The organism is Streptomyces canarius (genome assembly GCF_014650735.1).
GTDB classification, from domain to species: domain Bacteria; phylum Actinomycetota; class Actinomycetes; order Streptomycetales; family Streptomycetaceae; genus Streptomyces; species Streptomyces olivaceoviridis.
The window spans coordinates 1-17,520 of record NZ_BMVN01000034.1 but is presented as its reverse complement, the minus strand read 5'-3'; the positions used below and the strand labels follow the sequence as shown (position 1 = coordinate 17,520).

The 17,520-nt window shown below is 71.1% G+C and carries 13 protein-coding genes and 1 pseudogene; all 14 read left to right on the top strand.

Annotation, left to right across the window (positions count from 1 at the left end; all coding sequences use genetic code 11):
- The first annotated feature begins 93 nt into the window (after positions 1-93).
- On the top strand, positions 94-1,791 hold the full coding sequence (locus tag IE294_RS33820; RefSeq protein ID WP_189892490.1) for a hypothetical protein: 1,698 nt from the start codon (positions 94-96) through the stop codon (positions 1,789-1,791).
- Positions 1,784-2,515, top strand: coding sequence for a hypothetical protein (locus IE294_RS33815; RefSeq protein WP_189892488.1), 732 nt, complete (start codon positions 1,784-1,786; stop codon positions 2,513-2,515). Before IE294_RS33820 ends, IE294_RS33815 begins: the two co-directional genes overlap by 8 nt.
- A gap of 10 nt (positions 2,516-2,525) precedes the next feature.
- Positions 2,526-3,818 (top strand): YcaO-like family protein, encoded by a 1,293-nt coding sequence (locus IE294_RS33810; RefSeq protein WP_189892486.1) that lies wholly within the window; start codon positions 2,526-2,528, stop codon positions 3,816-3,818.
- Positions 3,815-4,984 (top strand): TfuA-like protein, encoded by a 1,170-nt coding sequence (locus IE294_RS33805; RefSeq protein ID WP_189892484.1) that lies wholly within the window; start codon positions 3,815-3,817, stop codon positions 4,982-4,984. The genes IE294_RS33810 and IE294_RS33805 overlap by 4 nt, the downstream gene beginning before the upstream one ends.
- Before the next feature lie 107 nt (positions 4,985-5,091).
- Entirely contained in the window at positions 5,092-5,538 is a 447-nt protein-coding gene (locus IE294_RS33800; protein ID WP_189892482.1) for a cupin domain-containing protein, read from the top strand.
- On the top strand, positions 5,535-6,845 hold the full coding sequence (locus tag IE294_RS33795; protein WP_189892480.1) for a GTP cyclohydrolase II: 1,311 nt from the start codon (positions 5,535-5,537) through the stop codon (positions 6,843-6,845). Before IE294_RS33800 ends, IE294_RS33795 begins: the two co-directional genes overlap by 4 nt.
- A 113-nt stretch (positions 6,846-6,958) precedes the next feature.
- Positions 6,959-7,552, top strand: coding sequence for a DUF6939 family protein (locus IE294_RS33790; RefSeq protein WP_189892478.1), 594 nt, complete (start codon positions 6,959-6,961; stop codon positions 7,550-7,552).
- Positions 7,553-7,565: 13 nt separating this feature from the next.
- Positions 7,566-8,942, top strand: coding sequence for a phenylacetate--CoA ligase family protein (locus tag IE294_RS33785; protein WP_189892476.1), 1,377 nt, complete (start codon positions 7,566-7,568; stop codon positions 8,940-8,942).
- Positions 8,943-8,987: 45 nt separating this feature from the next.
- Positions 8,988-10,706, top strand: coding sequence for an Ldh family oxidoreductase (locus IE294_RS33780; protein WP_189892474.1), 1,719 nt, complete (start codon positions 8,988-8,990; stop codon positions 10,704-10,706).
- On the top strand, positions 10,703-11,503 hold the full coding sequence (locus IE294_RS33775; RefSeq protein ID WP_189892472.1) for an HpcH/HpaI aldolase family protein: 801 nt from the start codon (positions 10,703-10,705) through the stop codon (positions 11,501-11,503). The genes IE294_RS33780 and IE294_RS33775 overlap by 4 nt, the downstream gene beginning before the upstream one ends.
- A gap of 162 nt (positions 11,504-11,665) precedes the next feature.
- Positions 11,666-12,349, top strand: a complete 684-nt coding sequence (locus IE294_RS50160) for a winged helix-turn-helix domain-containing protein (protein WP_435858147.1) — start codon at positions 11,666-11,668, stop codon at positions 12,347-12,349.
- Positions 12,346-12,711 (top strand): annotated as a pseudogene (locus tag IE294_RS49850) (transposase family protein); the annotation flags it as partial. The gene IE294_RS50160 and the pseudogene IE294_RS49850, both read left to right, overlap by 4 nt.
- Positions 12,712-13,071: 360 nt before the next feature.
- Positions 13,072-14,409, top strand: a complete 1,338-nt coding sequence (locus IE294_RS33755; RefSeq protein ID WP_189892470.1) for a helix-turn-helix domain-containing protein — start codon at positions 13,072-13,074, stop codon at positions 14,407-14,409.
- Positions 14,410-15,581: 1,172 nt separating this feature from the next.
- A complete protein-coding gene (locus tag IE294_RS33750) occupies positions 15,582-16,460 on the top strand; it encodes an alanine--tRNA ligase-related protein (RefSeq protein WP_229917553.1) in 879 nt (292 codons plus the stop codon).
- Positions 16,461-17,520: the final 1,060 nt, after the last annotated feature.

Here is a 17,520-nt window from a genome sequence, read left to right as displayed (position 1 = left end):
ACGTTTCGGCGGCCGGACTGACCGCCGATTCCCGGCGACGATATCCGCACTATGCGACGATGACAAGGATTTGTGACTCCTATGTCAATAAACATGGAGCAGAAAGCGCAGCCTCGGGCGGCGACGACTACGCGGGCGGGACTCGTCCTCGGCTGGGGGGTGCCGGAGACGCTCGTCCTCGGGTACGCCCGCGCCCGGGGCCGCCCAGGACTCCTCGTCCCCGACCGGGCGTCCGCACTGGAGGTCCTCTCGGCCGGGCGGCACCGCTCGGTGTTCCTGCTGGCGCCGGAGCGGGACCTCGACTTCCCGACGGTCGGACGGCTCATCGAGCAGGGCCGGGCGGCCCGTCTGCCGATCGGCCTGTTGCCGCTGCCCGACGACCCGGACGAGGCCGGGCGCACGGTGCGGCGCGCGGAGCGGCAGGCGGCCGGTGCGGGCCGGGCGTACCGCCACCGCACCGCTCTGTACTGCGATTTCCGGCCGGAACCGCCGTCCCCGGACCCCAGCGCTCACGGATCGGGGCAGGCCGACGCGTTCATGGCACGCCTCACCGACGGGGTCGAGGGCCTGGTGCTGCACAGTCACGGCAACGGAGCCGACTTCAGGGTCGGCAACCACGTGCTGTGCCTGCGGGTCGGCCCCAAGGCCCCGGCACCCGGTGAGCCGGGTGAACGCTTCCTGCCCTGCCAGGCGGGCGGGGTCTGCCGGCTGGACCACAAGACGGGCTTCGTCGCCTATCACGGCGCGGACGCGGTGCGCGCGCGGCTCGTGGTGATGCTGTCCTGTTCGGCCTATCAGCCCCACGGCGGCCTGCTGGGAGCGCGGTTCCAGCTCTCCCAGAACCTCATGAGGGGTGAGGACGTGGCGGCGGTGGTGGCGTCCGTGCGGATCAACCACGGGACTCCGCAGCTCGGGGTCGCGGTCGACCGGCTACTGCGGGAGGGCGCCAGCGTCGGCGAGGTGGCGCTGCGCATCAACCGCCTGGCCCCCGCGGACGCGGCCTCCTACGTCTGTCTCGGCGATCCCGACCTCACCCTGTCGCGTCTGCCCACGACGACGCCGGGGGCGGCCACGGCGACAACACCGGCCGCACCGGCGACCGCCTCCGCCGGCCTGCGCACCGCACCCGGGCGCGACCCCGCGGCACCGGCCGCCCGGCGGCGGTCCGGCCCCACCCCGCAGGGGCCGGTCGATCTGCTTTTCGCGGCGGACCTGGCGGCTTCTCAGGGGGCCGTGACCACGGCGGATGCCCTGGCCGCGGCGGCCACCGACGCGATCCGGGGACCGGCGACACCGCGCTTCGACCGCCACGTGGCCAGGATGCTGGCGCGAGCGGTGGACGACGGTGACCGACCCGCCTGGCATCCGCTGTGCACGTCGACCGGCGAGCGCGCCGGGCCGCCCTGTCCGTTGTGCGGCGGGCCGACCGTCGAGGAGGAACACGCCTCCCCCCTCTACGCCGGCTACCTGAGGCGTCTCACCCGCTGCCCCACGCACGCCGTGGTCCGCGACGTCCCGGCCGGTACGGCCTCGCCCGCGGGCCCCGTCCCGCGGGACATCCGCATCGACCGGGTCACCCGTACGGTTCGCTGGAACGGTGACGGGGTGCCGGGGGTCTGCGCCGTCGCCGCCCCAGGCGCGGCCACGCGCACCGGCTGGGCGCGCGCCGAGGACGGCCGGTGCGCCGCGCCCGCGGGCGACGGGGACGTCCCGGTACTGATCCACGTGGCGGCCGGCTCCTTCGCCGTCCACCGCCCGACACCCACCGGGGCGGGAGGCGGACATGCCTGATCCGCACGGCAGCCGCCCCGACCGCGGCGCGGACCGTCTGCTCCAGGCCATGACGGTACGTGCTGCCGTCGCCGCCGGTGACTGTCCCGGCGAGTCCGGCCGCCGACTCGCCACCCTGCTGGAGGAACTGGCCCGCGGGGCGGTGTATCCCGCGCCGTCGGGCGAGGAGCCGACCGTGCCGTCCTGCGGCGGCCGACCCGCCTGCGAAGCGGACGCCGACCGCGCGTTCACCGCGTTCCTCAGCCGGATCCTCAGCCGCCGGGGGCCGGACATCCACGACTACCTGAGCGGCGCCGTCTCCTACTCCCCCGAGCGTCCGGTCGCCGAGGCCCACCACTGCGGCCGGCGGCTGCTGGTCGTCCGGATCGTCCCGCGCTGGACGGTGGGCGGCGTGCGGGACTTCTACGTGTGCGAACGCTGCGGCCCCGCGTACGCGCTGCCCGAGGGCAGCCGGCCGCCGCGTCGGTTGACGGTGCACGCCACGCGGCTGACCGTCGAGTTCGCCGAGCCGCTGTCCGCCGACGGCTGGTACACCGCCTGCCGGCAGCCGGTGGGCGGCCACCCGGAGCGGCCCGGGGCGCTCCGTCGGATCGGGGCGGGTGCCACCTCGCTGGAGGTCGCCCTGCCCGCGCAAGACGCACCAGGGCTGCGCCGTTTCGCGGTGGCGCTGGTCTCCGACGGCCGATGCGCCGTCGTGCAGGTTCCCATTCAGCAGCACTCGTGAGGTGACATCCGTGCAAGCGCTCAAGACGCCCCACTACAAGGATCACCGGGGCGGGACCCACCGCTCGCGCCCGCCGTCCCAGACCCTGGCCGACTTCGGCGGGCGGATGGAGCGGATGGGTATCACCCGCCTCGCCGACATGACCGGCCTGGACTGGATCGGCATTCCGGTCTTCAACGCGATCCGCCCCAATTCGCGCTCCCTGTCGGTGTCCCAGGGCAAGGGGGTGGACCGGGACGCGGCGGCGGTGTCCGCTCTGATGGAGTCCGTGGAGTACTGGCACGCCGAGTTCTTCGACGGGCCGCTGCGGCACGACTCGTACCAGAACATGCGCCGCCGTCTGCCGGTGCTCGACGTCCACCGGCTGCCGTTGCGAGGCGGCCTGGACACCACGGGGCAGGGCAGCCGCGAGACACCCGCCCGGGCGCGCCTGCGCACCGACCTGCCGATGCTGTGGACCGAGGGGCACGACCTCCTCAACGACACCCCGATGTGGCTGCCGCACGAGAACGTACTGCTCAACAAGGTCGGGATCGACTACGCGGCGACGACCTTCCGGGTGGGCTCCAACGGGCTCGCGTCGGGCAACAACCTGGTCGAGGCCGTGATCCACGGCATCTGCGAGCTGGCCGAGCGCGACGCCCTGACCATGTGGTGGCAGGGGCTGCGCAGCCGTGACGACGTGGAGGCGCGCAAGCTCGACCTGGCCACGGTCGTCGACCCGGTCTGCGCCGGACTGCTGCGGTCCTTCGAGGACGCGGGGATCGAGGTGGCCGTCTGGGACGTCACCTGCGACACCGGTGTTCCCACCTTCCAGTGCTGTGTCCTGGAACGCGCCGACCGGGCCGCCTGGCGGTCGTTCGGCGCCTGCTGGGGCTACGGCGCCCATACCTCGCCCGCGGTGGCGCTCTCCCGTGCGCTGACGGAGGCGGCCCAGAGCCGCATCACCGTCATCGCGGCGAGCCGGGACGAGAACTTCCGGACGATGTACCACGCGCAGAACGACGCCACGACACTGTCCCGGACCCGGGACGTCTTCTTCTCCCGGCCCGGGTCCTTCCCGTTCGACGCCGGATCCGGATTCGACCACGACACCCTCAACGAAGACCTCGACGAGTTGCTGGACCGTCTGCGGGCGGCGGGCGTCGACAACGTCGTCGCGGTCGATCTCACCCGGCCCGACATGGAGATCCCCACGGTCAAGGTGGTCGTGCCGGGCCTGGAGCACTATTCCCTGTTCATCGGCTACGTCCCCGGCCCACGCGCGCAACGGCGGCTGGCCCGGGCGCGGGAGGCGTCATGACCACCACGTACGTCTTCCTCGGACCGAGCCTGCCGGTCGACGAGGCACGCGATGTGCTCGACGCCCACTACCTGCCACCGGTGAGCTGCGGCGACATCACGGATCTCGTCCTGGACCGGGAGCCGCCCGACGTCATCGCCATCGTGGACGGGCTGTTCGAGCAGGTACCGGCGGTCTGGCACAAGGAGATCCTGTTCGCGCTCAGCAAGGGGGTCCGGGTCTTCGGCTCGTCCAGCATGGGTGCGCTGCGCGCCGCCGAGCTGCACAGCTTCGGCATGGAGGGCGTAGGGGGCGTCTTCGAGGCGTTCCGGGACGGCCGTTACACGGACGACGACGAAGTGACGATCGTGCACGCCCCGGCGGAGAACGGCTACCGGCCCCTGTCGGAGGCGATGGTCAACCTGCGCCTCGGCCTGGCCGGCGCGCGGGACGCCGGACACCTGGGTGCACGGACGCACGACCGGCTCGTCGCCCTGGCGAAGGGCACGTTCTATCCCGACCGCTCCTGGCCCCGGCTGTTGCAGGACGGCCGACGGCTGGGACTGCCGGCCGCCGAGCTGGACGCCCTGCGGGCCTACGTACGGGACACGGCGCCGGACGCCAAGGCCGGCGACGCACGCGCACTGCTGGCCCGGGTACGGCAGGTCCTGGACGAGGGGTGCACACCGTTCCGGGCCGAGTTCGACTTCGAGCCCACCTACTACTGGGAGAAGCTGACGGCGGTCGTCCGCCAGCAGCGCGCGGAGAGGCGGACCGCCGAGGTCGTGGGGGTGCCCGCCGCGCGCCTCCTGGACCATGTGACGGCGGAGGATGCGGCCGTCGTCGACGCGGCCCTGCTCGACCTGCTGATCCGTCAGGAGGCGGCCCGGCTGGGGATCTCGCCGTCGGCGGAGAGTCTGGACCGGCACGCGGCGCGCTACCCGCACCTCGCTCCGGACGCGCCGGAGGCGATGTGGCTCGCCGAGCGGGACGCACTGCGGGAGGTCCTCGTCAAACGGCTGCGGTCCGACCTGACGGACCCCGTCCTGCGGGAACTGGCGGCCGGCGGCCGGCTCGCCGCCACGCGCGAGGCCCTGGAATCCGCGGACACCGGGACAGCCGCCGCACCAGTGCCCGACACGGGCCGCGCTGCCGCCGTTCCCTTGCCGAACGGGCGCCGTGAATGATTGTGACTACGCAGTCAATATTTATTGACTGCATTGCTTGAATCCCCCTAATCTGACCGTCGGAGCAGCCTGATGAGGCCTTCGAGCAACCACACGAGGAGACGGCGATGAGTTTGATCTTCAACCCCGACGAGCACATAGCGAACCTTCTCGAGTCCGCCGAGCGCACGATGTACGACGACATGGGCGTGCGGCTCGAGGACATCACCGGAGTGGCCGGTGCCTCCGCACGCATCGCCGGCGGCCTGCCGATAGGCGTCGACCGCATCATCATGAACCCCGGCAGCGGGTTCCCCCTCCACATCCACGAGGGCGCCCACCTGCTGTACGTCCTGAACGGCAACGGCGGACTGCACATCGACGGCCGGGACTACGCCCTGCACACCGGTGACTCGATCTACGTCCCCGCCGAGTACCCGCACGGCATCCAGGGCCCCCTGGACGACAATCCGGTGGAGTTCCTCGCCTTCGGCGTACCGCACCACCCCATCGACTCGCACACGCGCATGACCATGGTCCGCGAGTCCGCCACCTCCGCCGCGGTGACCCGATGACGGTGCACGACCGGACTCCGGCGACGGTCTTGCAGGCTCCCGCCCCGGACGGTCCCGCGCATCTTCCCCTGCGCTGGGAGAACGGCGAAACACCGTTCGTCCTCTGGCACTTCGACTTCGGCGGTGAACGGTGGGTGGCCGCCCACACCGGCGACCTGACGGCCGACGAGCCGATGCCGCTGCGCATCGAGTCGGCCTGTGTCTTCGGCCACGTCCTGCGCTCCGCGCAGTGCGACTGCGGCTACCAGCTCGAGGAGGCGATGAAGAGCTTCGCCAGGAACGGCCGCGGTCTCCTGCTGTACGGCGTGGACCAGGACGCCCGCGGGCTGGGCATCGCCGCCCACTTCGCCATCTACGCCATGCGCCAGCAGGAGAACCTCGACACCGACGCGGTGTACGAGCGGCTGGACGCGCCGGTCGACGCACGATCGTACGAACCGGTCGCGGCCATCCTGCGGCACCTCGGCGTCGGGGCGGTCCGTCTGCTCAGCAACAATCCCCGCCGGGAGGCGTTCCTGCGGTCTCGGGGCTTCACGGTGGAGACCGAACCCCTCGAAGCCCCCCTGGACCTGCACAACATGAGCACTCTCATGCTGGAGAAAGAAGACCTCGGATACCGGTGGTCCTTCGAGACCCACGCGGACTGGCTGGAGCCGCTCCAGGAGAAGGTCGAGGGGAGTCCGGACCGGTCCGCCGCCTGCGCCGTGGTGCCCGGCAAGGGAACGGCGGACGGTCCTCTCGCCCAGGTGTCCTGCGGCCCCGGGGAGGAGCTGGCGCACCACTTGGCGGACGCGCTCCCCTCGGCGGCCGGCAGGGAGGGGACCCTGGTGGTCTACCTGACCGATCTGCCGCGCGCCGACGAACTGCCGGTGTACGCCCGCCTGGGCGCCGGTGCCGTCGTGGTCCCCTTCGCCGAGGTGCCACCGGCCCTGCGCGCCGCAGCCCGGGACCACGGGCTGCGCCTCGTCGACTGGCAGCGCCGCAACGCCTACCGGACGGACCGGCCGCAGTGGCGACTGATCCACCGCGGCGCGACCGCCGACGTCTACGTGCGCGGCGACCGGATACGGTGCGTGGCCGTCGGGCCGGGGGGCGACCACACGGCCGCGGTTCCCGGCAGCGACCCCCGGGACACCGCTCTGGAGCGGTGGGTGCGGTCCCACGCCCTGCTCGACGGGGTCCGGACGGAGGCCGGCGGCTCTCCCGCCGTCCGGTGGATCGAGTTCGACGCCACGGACACCGGCCGCCCGACGGCGGACGTCGCCGAGGCCCTGTCCGCGACGGCGAGCCCACCGGCCGCGTCATGACCTCGCCCGCCCCTCGCCCCCCCGCGACCTCGGCACCGCCGGGCACCCGTCGGTGCCGGGCGGTCAGCAGGGCCACCGGGACGGCCCTGCCCGCCACAGGTCCCGCGCTGGCGGTGGACACGGCACTCGCGGCCCCCGCGTCGATGAGGCGCTTCGTCACGATGAACCCCTTCCACCACGATCCCGCGCTGCGCCTTCCCGTACCGGGCCTGCCGGCGGACGTCCGGGCGTGTTCCGTGGAGAGCGTCTGGCAAGCCCTCAAGATCGTGGACGGCGCGACGGACCTCGGCATGCTCACCGGTCCACCGTCCAAGCGGCCCCCGGAGTCGGAGCGGGGCCCGGGATACGACTACGGCGCCACGACCTTCTCCTACGGCGGCCGTCCCATCGGGCTCGTCGCCGCGCGGTACCTGATCTATCTGCCGGTGTATCTGTACGCGCTGGAGCACGTGGTGCCCGAGGAGGTGACCAGGGAGATCGGTGACGCCCTGTCGGCCGGCCGCGACGTCGTCTTCTACGACTGGGACTCCAACCTCGACATCGAGGACACCCGCGATTCCTTCAGCCACTCCGCGGTGCTGGCCGCATGGTTCGGCGGCCGCATGGAGAACGAGTTCGTGGCACGCCGTGCCCGGTGGCTGGGCGCCGACGAGGCCGCGCGCGCACCCCTCCCCCTCGACCGCTACCACCGCTTCCACCAGCACTGAAAGGTCGTCCCCCATGCGCTTTCCCCGACGGGCCGCCGAGTCCGTGTACTGGCAGGAACAGCGGTTGCGCGGCCGGGGCCCGGTGCGCGAACGCCTCGACTGGCTGCGCGCCAATCAGGAGAGGACACCCGCGGAGATCGCGGAGCTACAGTTCGACAAGCTGCGCGCCGTCTTCCGGCACGCCTACGCCACGGTGCCCTACTACCGGCAGGTGATGGACGAGCACGACATCCGCGACCTGGAGTCCCCGGCCGACCTGCGCAGACTGCCCGTGCTCACCCGCGACGTCCTGATCCGCGAGCAGGACCGGCTGGTGTCCACCGAGGCCGACCGAGACACCCTGCAAACGAACTACTCCTCCGGGTCGACCGGCCGTCGCGCGGAGTTCAAACAGGACCTCGACTTCCGCATGTGGATGCGCGCCCACCAGCTGCGGACGTACGAGTGGTGCGCCGGATGGCGACTCGGGGACCCCTTCGTGCTGTTGTGGGGTTCGGAGATCTACTGGTCGTTCAAGCAACTCCTCGACCGGACCGAGAACTTCCTCACCAACCGCCGTGAGTTCAACACCTTCCATCTCTCCCCCGATCTGATCAACTCGGTTCTCGACCAGCTCGTGCGGTTCCAGCCCACGTTGATCAGCACCTACTCCAACGCCATGCACCTCATCGCGAAGGAGGCCGAACGCAGGAAGGTCAGCATCCCCGGGCTGCGCGCGGTCCAGGGCACCTCGGAGCCTCTGCCACCGGCGCTGCGCGCCACCATCGGCCAGGCGCTCGACTGCCAGGTGTACGACAAGTACGGCATGCGCGAGACGAACATCGTCGCGCATGAACACCCCGGCGGCGGACCGATGATGATCCAGGCGGAGAACGTCTACGTCGAGTTCCTCGACGACGACGGCGAGCCGTGCGCGGACGGCCAGACCGGCCGGATGGTCGTCACCACGCTCAACAACCGCTCGATGCCCCTGCTGCGCTACGAGACCAGCGACCTCGCCGCGCCGCTCGCGCGCACCGCGGACACCGTGCTGCCGTACCCGGCCATGACGTCCGTCGCCGGCCGCCTCCAGGACCTGATCGTCACGCCCGACGGCAGCCATGTGGACGCCTACCTGTTCTCGTACCTCTTCATGCGCTTCCCCGAGGTGCACTGGTTCCAGGTCGTGCAGCACGAGCCCGACCGGCTGCACGTGAAGATGTACGCGCCAGAGGGGCTCCGCAAGGACACCGCGGACGCCGTGCTGGACCGAATCCGCCATCACACCGGCTACCCGTTCGCGGTGGAGTTCGAGACGCTGCAAAGGATGCCCGAGTCGTCCACGGGCAAGTTCCGCCTGTGTGTGTCCGAACTCGGCCGGTCGGCAACCACCGGGAGCGTCCGTGGCTGAGCGGAACCGTCCCCGCCGCCGCGGCGCCGGCCGGAGCGGGCCGTCATGACCGCTGCCCCGCGGCCCACCCGGATCGTCGTCGTCACCGGCGCCCCGGGCGCCGGGAAGACCGAAACCGGTCGCCGGCTGGTACGCCGGTACAACCTCCCCGCCGCGCTCATCGACACGGACACGGTCGCCGACATCTACCCGTGGAACGCCGACGAGCGACTCTACGCCGTGCTCGGACGCAACCTGCGCAGCTGTCTGGCGGCGTACCGCGACTGGGGGGCCCGGGTCGTCGTCGTCAGCGGCGTCCTGCTGCCCGGCCGCTCCCTCGACCAGTTCCGCGACCTCCTGGACGATCCGTCGCTGGAGTGGGTCTTCTACGGTCTGCGCGCCGGGCCCGACGAGCTCGCGGCCCGCATCCGCACCGACCCCAAGGTCCAGGACGCGGGAGGCCGTCTCGCGTGGTCGCACCTGGACGGCGAGGTGCCGTCGGTACCCGGTGTCCGGCTGATCGACACCCGGACCAGAACGGTCGACGAGGTCACCGACCTGATCGCCACGCGTGAAGCCGCCGAGCTGGGGCCCGCGGCGGTGACCGCCGGGGTCACCCGTCCCTTCCATGCCGCCCGCCCGCCCGTCCCCGATGCCGCCGTCCCTGTCCGGACCACTCGCGTTCCCGCTCCCGACGGGCCGGTACCGCCGCGCGGAGACGGCCACCCCGGCGTGCTCTGGGTGGAGCCGGCCGAGGCGGTACGCGTCTGTCGGACAGCCCTGGTCCGTCTGGGCTTCCCGGCGAAGACCGCTGAGACGACCGCCGTGGACCTCGTGGCGGCAGAGACGCACGGCATGCCCTCGCACGGACTCCTGCGGGTCGCGGAGTACGCCGCCGCGATCGACGCCGGACACCTGGACCCGACAGCCGAGCCGGTGGTCACCCGTACCGGCGCGGGCGCCTGGCTGGTCGACGGACGGCACGCTCCGGGCGTGGTGGTGCGCCGCTCGCTCACCGACACGCTCGCCCGCGCGGACACCGGCGGACCGGTGGCCGTGGGCCTGCGGGCCGCGGGGCACCTGGGGCGCCTGTCCCCGCTGGCCCGGGAGGTCGCCTCCGCGGGGTTGGCCCTGGTCGGCTTCGTGAACTACTGCGGTGCGGGCCAGAAAGTAGCTCCCGCGGGGGGCAGTTCGGGCATGTGGGCCACCAATCCGGTGGTACTCGGCTGCCCTGCGCCCCCCGGGCCGCCGGTGATCGCCGACATGAGCACGAGCACGGTGGCAGAGGGGGTGATCCGCAGCGCGCTGCTGAACGGCGGCTCCGTCCCCCCGGGTCTCCTGGTCGGCCCCGACGGGGAGCCGGTCACCGACCCCCGATTGCTCTACACCTCACCACCCCAGGCGGCGATCCTGCCCGCAGCCGGCCACAAGGGGCACTCCTGGGGTGCGTTCGTCGAGATCCTGGCCGGCGTGGTGGCCGGCGCGGGCCATCCGGCCGATCCCCGGCTTCCCGGAAACGGCGGACTCTTCCTGGCCTTCCGGGTCGACGCGTTCGGCCGGTCCGAATCCGAGGTCGCGCGCGCCATCACCGGTATCGAAGCACTGCTCCGGTCCTCCGCCAAGGACCCCGCCCACCCACCGCCCCGCCTGCCGGGCCGAGGCCCACGCCCAGGCGCGGAGGTGGCCTTCCCCGTGCCGGTCGACGTCTGGACGCGACTGCTGGACCCGCTCGGCGCGGTCGTCACGACGCCGGCACTCTCTTCGACCGAAGGGCAACTCCCATGACCACCGACCCCCGCGGCCGACTGCCGCGCCACGACGAGTGGACCGGGCTGCTCCGGCCCGCCGACGAGCGCCCGGCTCTGGGCATCTTCCTCGTCACGGCCAACAGCATGCTGACCGAACTGTGCGGCACCCTGCCGCTCGACTGGGTGGTACTGGACATGGAGGCGTCCCCGATGACGAAGCGGGACGCCCTCCACATGTTGCAGGCACTGAACGGCTCCGGCTGTGCGCCGATCATTCGCGTGCCGTTCCTCGACCATCACGCGATCGAGCACGCTCTGGACGTGGGTGCCGCGGGCGTCATGGTGCCCAAGGTGGACAACGCCCGAGACGCCGCCGTGGCCGCGTCGGCCTGCCGTTTCCCTCCCGAGGGCAGTCGCGGCCTGAACCCGGTGCGTGCCTCGGGCTACTTCGAGGACGTTCCGGGTTACGTGGACAGTTCCAACAAGACCACGGTGTGCATGGTGCAGATCGAGTCGGCCACCGCGGTCGGCAACGCCGGTGAGATAGCCGCCACAGCAGGCGTGGACGTGCTGTTCATCGGGACGGGCGACCTCGCGCTCTCCCTCGGTCAGCCGTGTGTGCTCACTGGTCCCGCCCTCGACGAGGCCCGCGCGGCGGTGCTGACCGCCGCCCGGACGTACGGCAAGCGCGCCGGCATCTTCGCGTACAGCCTCGAAGCGGCACGGCAGTACATCGACGAGGGCTTCGACATCATCGCGTTCGGCAACGAGGTGAAATTGCTGCGCGAGGCGCTGCTGGGAGGGCTGGCCGTCCTGCGCGACGCGCGAGTGTGAGCCGGGCCTCGAGCCGGGCTCGCCGTGCCGGATCTATGGGTCACTGACCTTCACAGCGTGGTGCCGTAGGGGCTGGCGTCTCGTGATCCCTGCGGTACGCCGACCCGTGAGGAATGCGCAAGGGGCGGGCTGACCGACGAACGGCGGGCCCTGCGTGAGCAGTTGCGGTGGGAGGCGGCCGAGCGGTTCAGGCAGGGCGACGAGGACGCGGTCATCGCTCACGAGCTGAGGGTCGGCGTCCGGCTGTTCGCCGTGCTGGGACGTGGGCTGCGCAAGGGTCTGGTGGCACACGGAGCGCCGGATCAGACCTGGACGCTGTCGCGGATCGCGACGCTGGTCGGACACCGCTTCCACGAGAGCTACACCGTGCAAGGGATGGTCGCGCTGCTCAAGCGGCACGGCTGGAGCGCCAGGTGCCCGCCCGCCGCGCGACCGAGCGCGACGCGAACGCAGTGGCCGGCTGGGGGAAGGAGACCTCGCCCCATTGGAAGGACCGCGGCGGCGCTCGACGCCTGGCTCGTCTTTCAGGACGAGGCCGGCTTCTCGATGACGCCGCCCACCACCCGCATCTGGTACCGCCGCCGCCTGTCGGTGGCCGCCCTGGCCTGCGACAGGCACGGCGAACGCTCGCGGCTGATCTACCGGCCCTGCCCGGACGCCCGGCCCGACGGGCGCAAGAGCTCCTCCTGGAAGGACTACCGCGACTCCGTCCAGACCGCGCACCAGCAGCTCGGCGGCCCGATCGTGCTGGTCTGGGGCATCCTCAACACCCACCTCACCGCCGGCGTGCGCCGCTACATCGCCGACCGCGACCATGGCGAAGGGCGCCCGTCGGCCTGGTGGTGACTCCTTGCCTGGACGCCCTTCTGGCCGCACCGCACGTGTTCATCGACGACCACGTGGCGCCGCGTCGCCGGATCGGGCGGACCCCGAAACCGACAGACGCCGAACTGCTGTGCCTGGCGGTCACCCAGGTACTGCCGGGTTTCCCCTCGGCCCGGCACTGGATCCGCTTTGCCCACGCCCGGCTGGGACACCTCTTCCGTTCCCTGCCCCAGCAGTCCGCCTACAACAAGCGGCTGAATGCCGCCGGCCCGCTGATCTCCCGCGTGATCGAGGCCCTGGCCCGACAGGTCCCCACCCGGCACGAGGACCTGCGGCTGATCGACTCCACCCCGCTGCCCTGCGCCCCCTCCCGGGAGACCGTCGCCAGTGGATCGAGGCCGTCTTCGACACCCTCGAAGACCAGCTCAGCCCGGAACAGCGCGGAGGCAGGACACCGGCCGGAGTGTCCGCACGGACCGCGGAGACCGGGTCGTGATGAATTCGACACGGAACCATCACTGCGATGATGACAGACCTGCACTACGGTGAGTCAGTGCGTCATCACACCGCTGCGCACGGCAATCTGTCACAAGCGTCCCCACCAGGACATCTTCAACAGTTCCCAGGTCAGGTACGCTTGACCGCGAGAGAAGGTGCGGTAGCGAGCGCATGACACCAGAACCCGGTGCGGGGGCGTAATGCAGATCCTGCCGCCCTCAAGTCATGTCAAGTGAGGAGTCACAGTGACGGACGACGAGTCGCTGGGATCACGGATTCGGCGCCTCCGCAGAGCCGCTGGACTCTCACAGGAATCCCTGGCCCGCCCCAACCTGTCGCCGAGCTATGTCTCGCTCCTTGAAGCGGGCAAGCGTATTCCGTCGGAAGGCGTACTCGCACAACTCGCCGAGCGGCTCGGCTGTGACGTCGCCTACCTGGCCGGCCCGCAGGCGAAGCCCGACGCCGTCCGTCTTGAGGTGGAGGTGCGGTACGCGCAACTCGCCCTGCGCAACGGCGACGCCGGGGCGGCCCTCGACGCCTTCACCGCCCTGCGTGCGGAGCTGACGGCACCGGAGCACCGGGACCTGCTGTTCGCCGTCGACCTGGGCATCGCCCAGTCGTTGGAGCACAAGGGCGACCTCGAGGAGGCCGCGACGCGTTTCGAGGACCTTCGCCGTCTTTGCGTCACGGAGGGGCGCAGCACAGTGGACCAGCTGTGCGTGGTGATGTCCCTCTGCCGTTGCTACCGGGAGCTGGGCAACCTGTCCCACGCCATCGAGGTGGCAGAGGACGCTCTGGCCAGGGCCACAGAGCTGCCTCCCACCGTCGCGTACCTGGAACTGATGTCCACGCTCATCGGCGTCTACTGCGAACGCGGCGACCTCCACCGCGCCGGCTTCCTCGCCACGCAGGCGATCAGCCATGCGGAGGTGATCACCGACCGCAGGGCTCTGGGCGGTGTCTACTGGAACGCCAGCGCGGTCCTGCACCGTCAGGGGCGGTCGGAGGAGGCCCTGCCCCTCATCAAGAAGGCCGTCGCCATCTACGCGGAAGGAGACGACGAGCGCGCCCTCGCCCGGGTCCGCAACGCGCACGCGACCGTGCTGTTGCAGTCCGACGATCCGAACCCGGAAGCCGCCAAGGCACTGCTTGAGCAGAGCGCGTCGACGCTTCGCGCCCTGGGCAGCAACATCGACGTCGCCTACGTCGAGACCGCCATGGCCCGGGCCGACGTGATGCTCGGCCAGCCGGAAAGCGCCATCGAGCACGCCGAACGCGCTCTGGATCTACTGGGACCGGAGCACCGCCTCGAGAGCGCACGTGTCCACCTCGTCCTTGCGGCTGCCCACGCGCTGCGGGACGACCACGAGGCGGTGCAGGCGGCCTACGAGCGTGGCGCCCTGCTGCTGGAGGCCTCGGAGGCTGGGCGCCAGGCGGCCTTCGCCTGGTCGGAGCTCGCGGAGATTCTGGAGAAGATCGGTGAGAGCGAGCGAGCCGTGTGGGCCTACCGGCAGGGCATGCGGCTCATGGGTCACCGCAGCAGCCTGATCTCCGCGCAGCACCAGCCGATCAACCGGAACTAGACCCTGTCCTGCGCGGTCAGGCGGACGAGGCGCGCGTAGCAGCAGTGGGCGGCGGTGAGGTTGATTCGCCTGCCCCTTAGCCGTTTCCGCAGGTCAGGACGTCGTGCGCCGTGTCCGCATCGAGCCGCTGAGGCGGAGTCGAGCACGGCCCGGGACGGGGCGAGCAGGTGGGCGTCGTGCTCAACTCCATGATGCCGCCCCGCACTTGACCCACCGAGCCACCCGCCACGTAGGGCTCGGACCCGGCCTTGGCGCACTCCGCCTCGAAGCGTCCCACAAGGCCCCCTGTGGGACGTTTTGCGTACCGGTCTCAGCAACACAGGGGGAGATCGTCACCGTCCCCGGCGTCCGCCTGGGCGAGCACTATGTGCGACTCCGCCGCGGAGCCGGAGGGAAGCGGTTCCGCCACCGCAGCCGTGAAACCTGTCTGAAACAGGGCGAGCAGAACCAGGAAAGCGGCAGCAATCGTACGCACAGCGGACACCTCTCCGTCGGAGCAGCCTTCAGTCGCAAAGCTCAACGGCAGAGATCGTCGCAGCACATGACTGAGGTAGTCAATATTTCTATGACCAGACCCAAAGGAGGCTCTTTTGGCGTTTTGTCCTGATTAGAGTGACAGCATATTTGGGGTCATGGCTATGTTTGTAAACCAGGCAAAGGAAGGCAAAATGTTTTGTTATAGTCAGCTGTTAGATTCCAGTCACTAATCAGACGGGGGAGTCAAGAACGTGACGACGGACATCCAGCAAATCTCAGACACGATGGCGGCCCACGGATACCGCTGGCAGCCGCCTCCGAGTCTCGTGCCCGCGCGCCCCGGACTGTTCGCCCACCACGCCGCTCCTTCGTGGATCGACCCGCTCCTCGTCCCCCTGACACGCGCACGCGGGGGCGTCCAGACGGTGCGCTGGTCGATCGCCGCCCGTCACTGGCACGCGGTGCCGGCGGCCAGGCCTCCCTCGGCGCAGCGCGTGCTCAGCGCCCTCTGGGCAGGACCGCGTCCCCTTCATGTCCCCGTCGGGGATGTGGCCAGGGCGCTTGCCAGTGCCGGGGTGGACTCCAGCGACCTGGCCTTCGTCGTGTCGTCCTCATCTTCCGAAGGTGATTCCCTGCGCCGCGCTCTTGGCCGCCTCGGGGTGGATGCCCGTCGGATCGGGTCCGGCGAGGAGACCGTGGCCACGGTACGCCGGGCCGTGCTGGCCGGCGGCCCGCACCTGAGCATCGAGTTCCCGGTCGGCCCTCCGTGCAGCATCACCTGCGGCCCAGGATGCCGATGCGGCCGCTACCGAGTGCTGGCTCACCTGCGGTTCAACCCGGCGTCCCAGACACGCTCCCTCATGGAGATCGCCGTACTGGAGAGCGAACTCCTCGGTGCCGTGCACGGCACGCGCGAACCGTATGGCGTCCATCGCTTCGCGACTCTCGTGAAGAGCGTGCGTGACGCGCTGCCGGCGAAGGGAACGCAGGCGGCGCGAGCCCAGCGTGTCCGTCTCATCGCCGATCGCCTCTTCACCGCCACCTTGCTGATCGGGTCGGGTTTCGAGCCCGGCCCTCGGGGGGCCGCCTATGTGGTACGCCGCCTACTGAGGAACGTGGGTACCGAACTGGCCCTCGCCGGTGGCTCCCTGACCTGCCTCGACGGTCTCGTACAGGTGGCGGACAGGTCCGTGCGCACCACCTTGGGCTTCGCACCGCTCACCGACGCCCTGCTCGCCGTCGTGCGTGACGAGCGCGAGCGCTTCGCACACGTACTCGCCAGAGCGCCGATCCTTCTCCGCAGCACGGTGACCCGCCGCCAAGGTCCCACCGAACGTGCCCATGCGCTGCTGCGGCTGCGTAACGAGCAGGGCGTCCCCCTCGGCATCGCCGTGGCCTGGTGCCGGGAGAACGACTTCGCCCTCTCGTTACGGCGCGTGGCGCTCCTGCAGGAGACATCCCAGAGGGGGGAGGGGGCATGGGGACTGCCTGGTCCGTTGACGGACACGAGGCCTCGGCCAGACTCCGACACGCACTCCACGACTCCTCACGCCATATCCGCGGCCGGCCTCTGAGGCGCGCACCGGCAGGGCCTCGTCACGGTCACCGCGACCGGGACCGAGTGGCCGTGCCCGGGAGGCCCGGTGCCGGGCGGGCGCACACGGGCCGGGGGACATCCGGTCGTCCAGCAGGCCGCTCCACTCGTGCACCCCGTTCATGTCCCAGCCATGTCTCCAGGGCGCGAGGCCCTGTCCGACGAGCCGCGGCCCGCACCGCAGGTGGCGGCACGGCGTACCGCACCACGGGCGCCGTCCCGTCGTGCGTGCTGGAGGTCTGAACCTTCCACCGGACCGCCCGAGGTTGTCTGAGGCCCAGGTGACGTGGCCGGACGGGGAGTTGGAACTCGGCCTGCCGGCCCACGGCCGGGAGGACCAGCGGTGGACCGTGGCACGGGTGAAAACGTTGACCGGCCGACCCTTCCACGGCGGGTACATGGGCGCTGCCGCGGCGCCACGGCTGGCCCTGGCGGCAACCAGCCCGCCGCGCGATCGAGCGCGATGGCGCAGTTCGTGGATCCAGTCGTGATCCCGAGGCGTGGCAGTGCGCGGCTCCAAGGTGGGGTCCATGCGTATGTTCCCCGAGACGGTCCGGCGTTCGCGCCCCAGCACGGAGGAGTCCGGCAGACGGCACCTGATACGCGTGGCACGGAGTCCGGCCGCGCCGGCTTCCAACTCCTGCGACAGCGAGTTGTGTTGTTGTGACGGACAGGGATGGCGTCACAGAAGTCGCGCCGGAGCCCGGTCTCAGGTTCTGGCACGGCTTCCGTGCAGCGGTCACGATGAGACCGGTTCCCCATGTTCCCGTGCACGGCTCCTGATACAGCCCCTCGGACGAAGGCATGGTTCCAGAGGCCACCGACACCGGTCACGGGGCGAGGAGGACCCGCTTGCGGAGCAGTGCGAAACCGGCGCGTTCGAACGTCTGGCGCTCGGGCAGCTTGATCCGCTTGCGACGGCACTCCGGCCGGGTCCGTCCCGCCGTCAGCCGGACAGTTCCGCCGAAACGGCTCCTTCCCCGGGCGCGGGCCGCCAGATGCGGGACGGGACGACGAGAGGGCCGCCGGTGACCGGGTCG

What these genes read in the sequence shown, in the direction of transcription:
- IE294_RS33775 (WP_189892472.1), top strand. Translation starts at nt 10,703, where the DNA reads ATGACCACCGACCCCCGCGGCCGACTGCCGCGCCACGACGAGTGGACC.
- IE294_RS33795 (WP_189892480.1), top strand. Translation starts at nt 5,535, where the DNA reads ATGACGGTGCACGACCGGACTCCGGCGACGGTCTTGCAGGCTCCCGCC.
- IE294_RS33780 (WP_189892474.1), top strand. Translation starts at nt 8,988, where the DNA reads ATGACCGCTGCCCCGCGGCCCACCCGGATCGTCGTCGTCACCGGCGCC.
- IE294_RS33805 (WP_189892484.1), top strand. Translation starts at nt 3,815, where the DNA reads ATGACCACCACGTACGTCTTCCTCGGACCGAGCCTGCCGGTCGACGAG.
- IE294_RS33785 (WP_189892476.1), top strand. Translation starts at nt 7,566, where the DNA reads ATGCGCTTTCCCCGACGGGCCGCCGAGTCCGTGTACTGGCAGGAACAG.
- IE294_RS33800 (WP_189892482.1), top strand. Translation starts at nt 5,092, where the DNA reads ATGAGTTTGATCTTCAACCCCGACGAGCACATAGCGAACCTTCTCGAG.
- IE294_RS33815 (WP_189892488.1), top strand. Translation starts at nt 1,784, where the DNA reads ATGCCTGATCCGCACGGCAGCCGCCCCGACCGCGGCGCGGACCGTCTG.
- IE294_RS33820 (WP_189892490.1), top strand. Translation starts at nt 94, where the DNA reads ATGGAGCAGAAAGCGCAGCCTCGGGCGGCGACGACTACGCGGGCGGGA.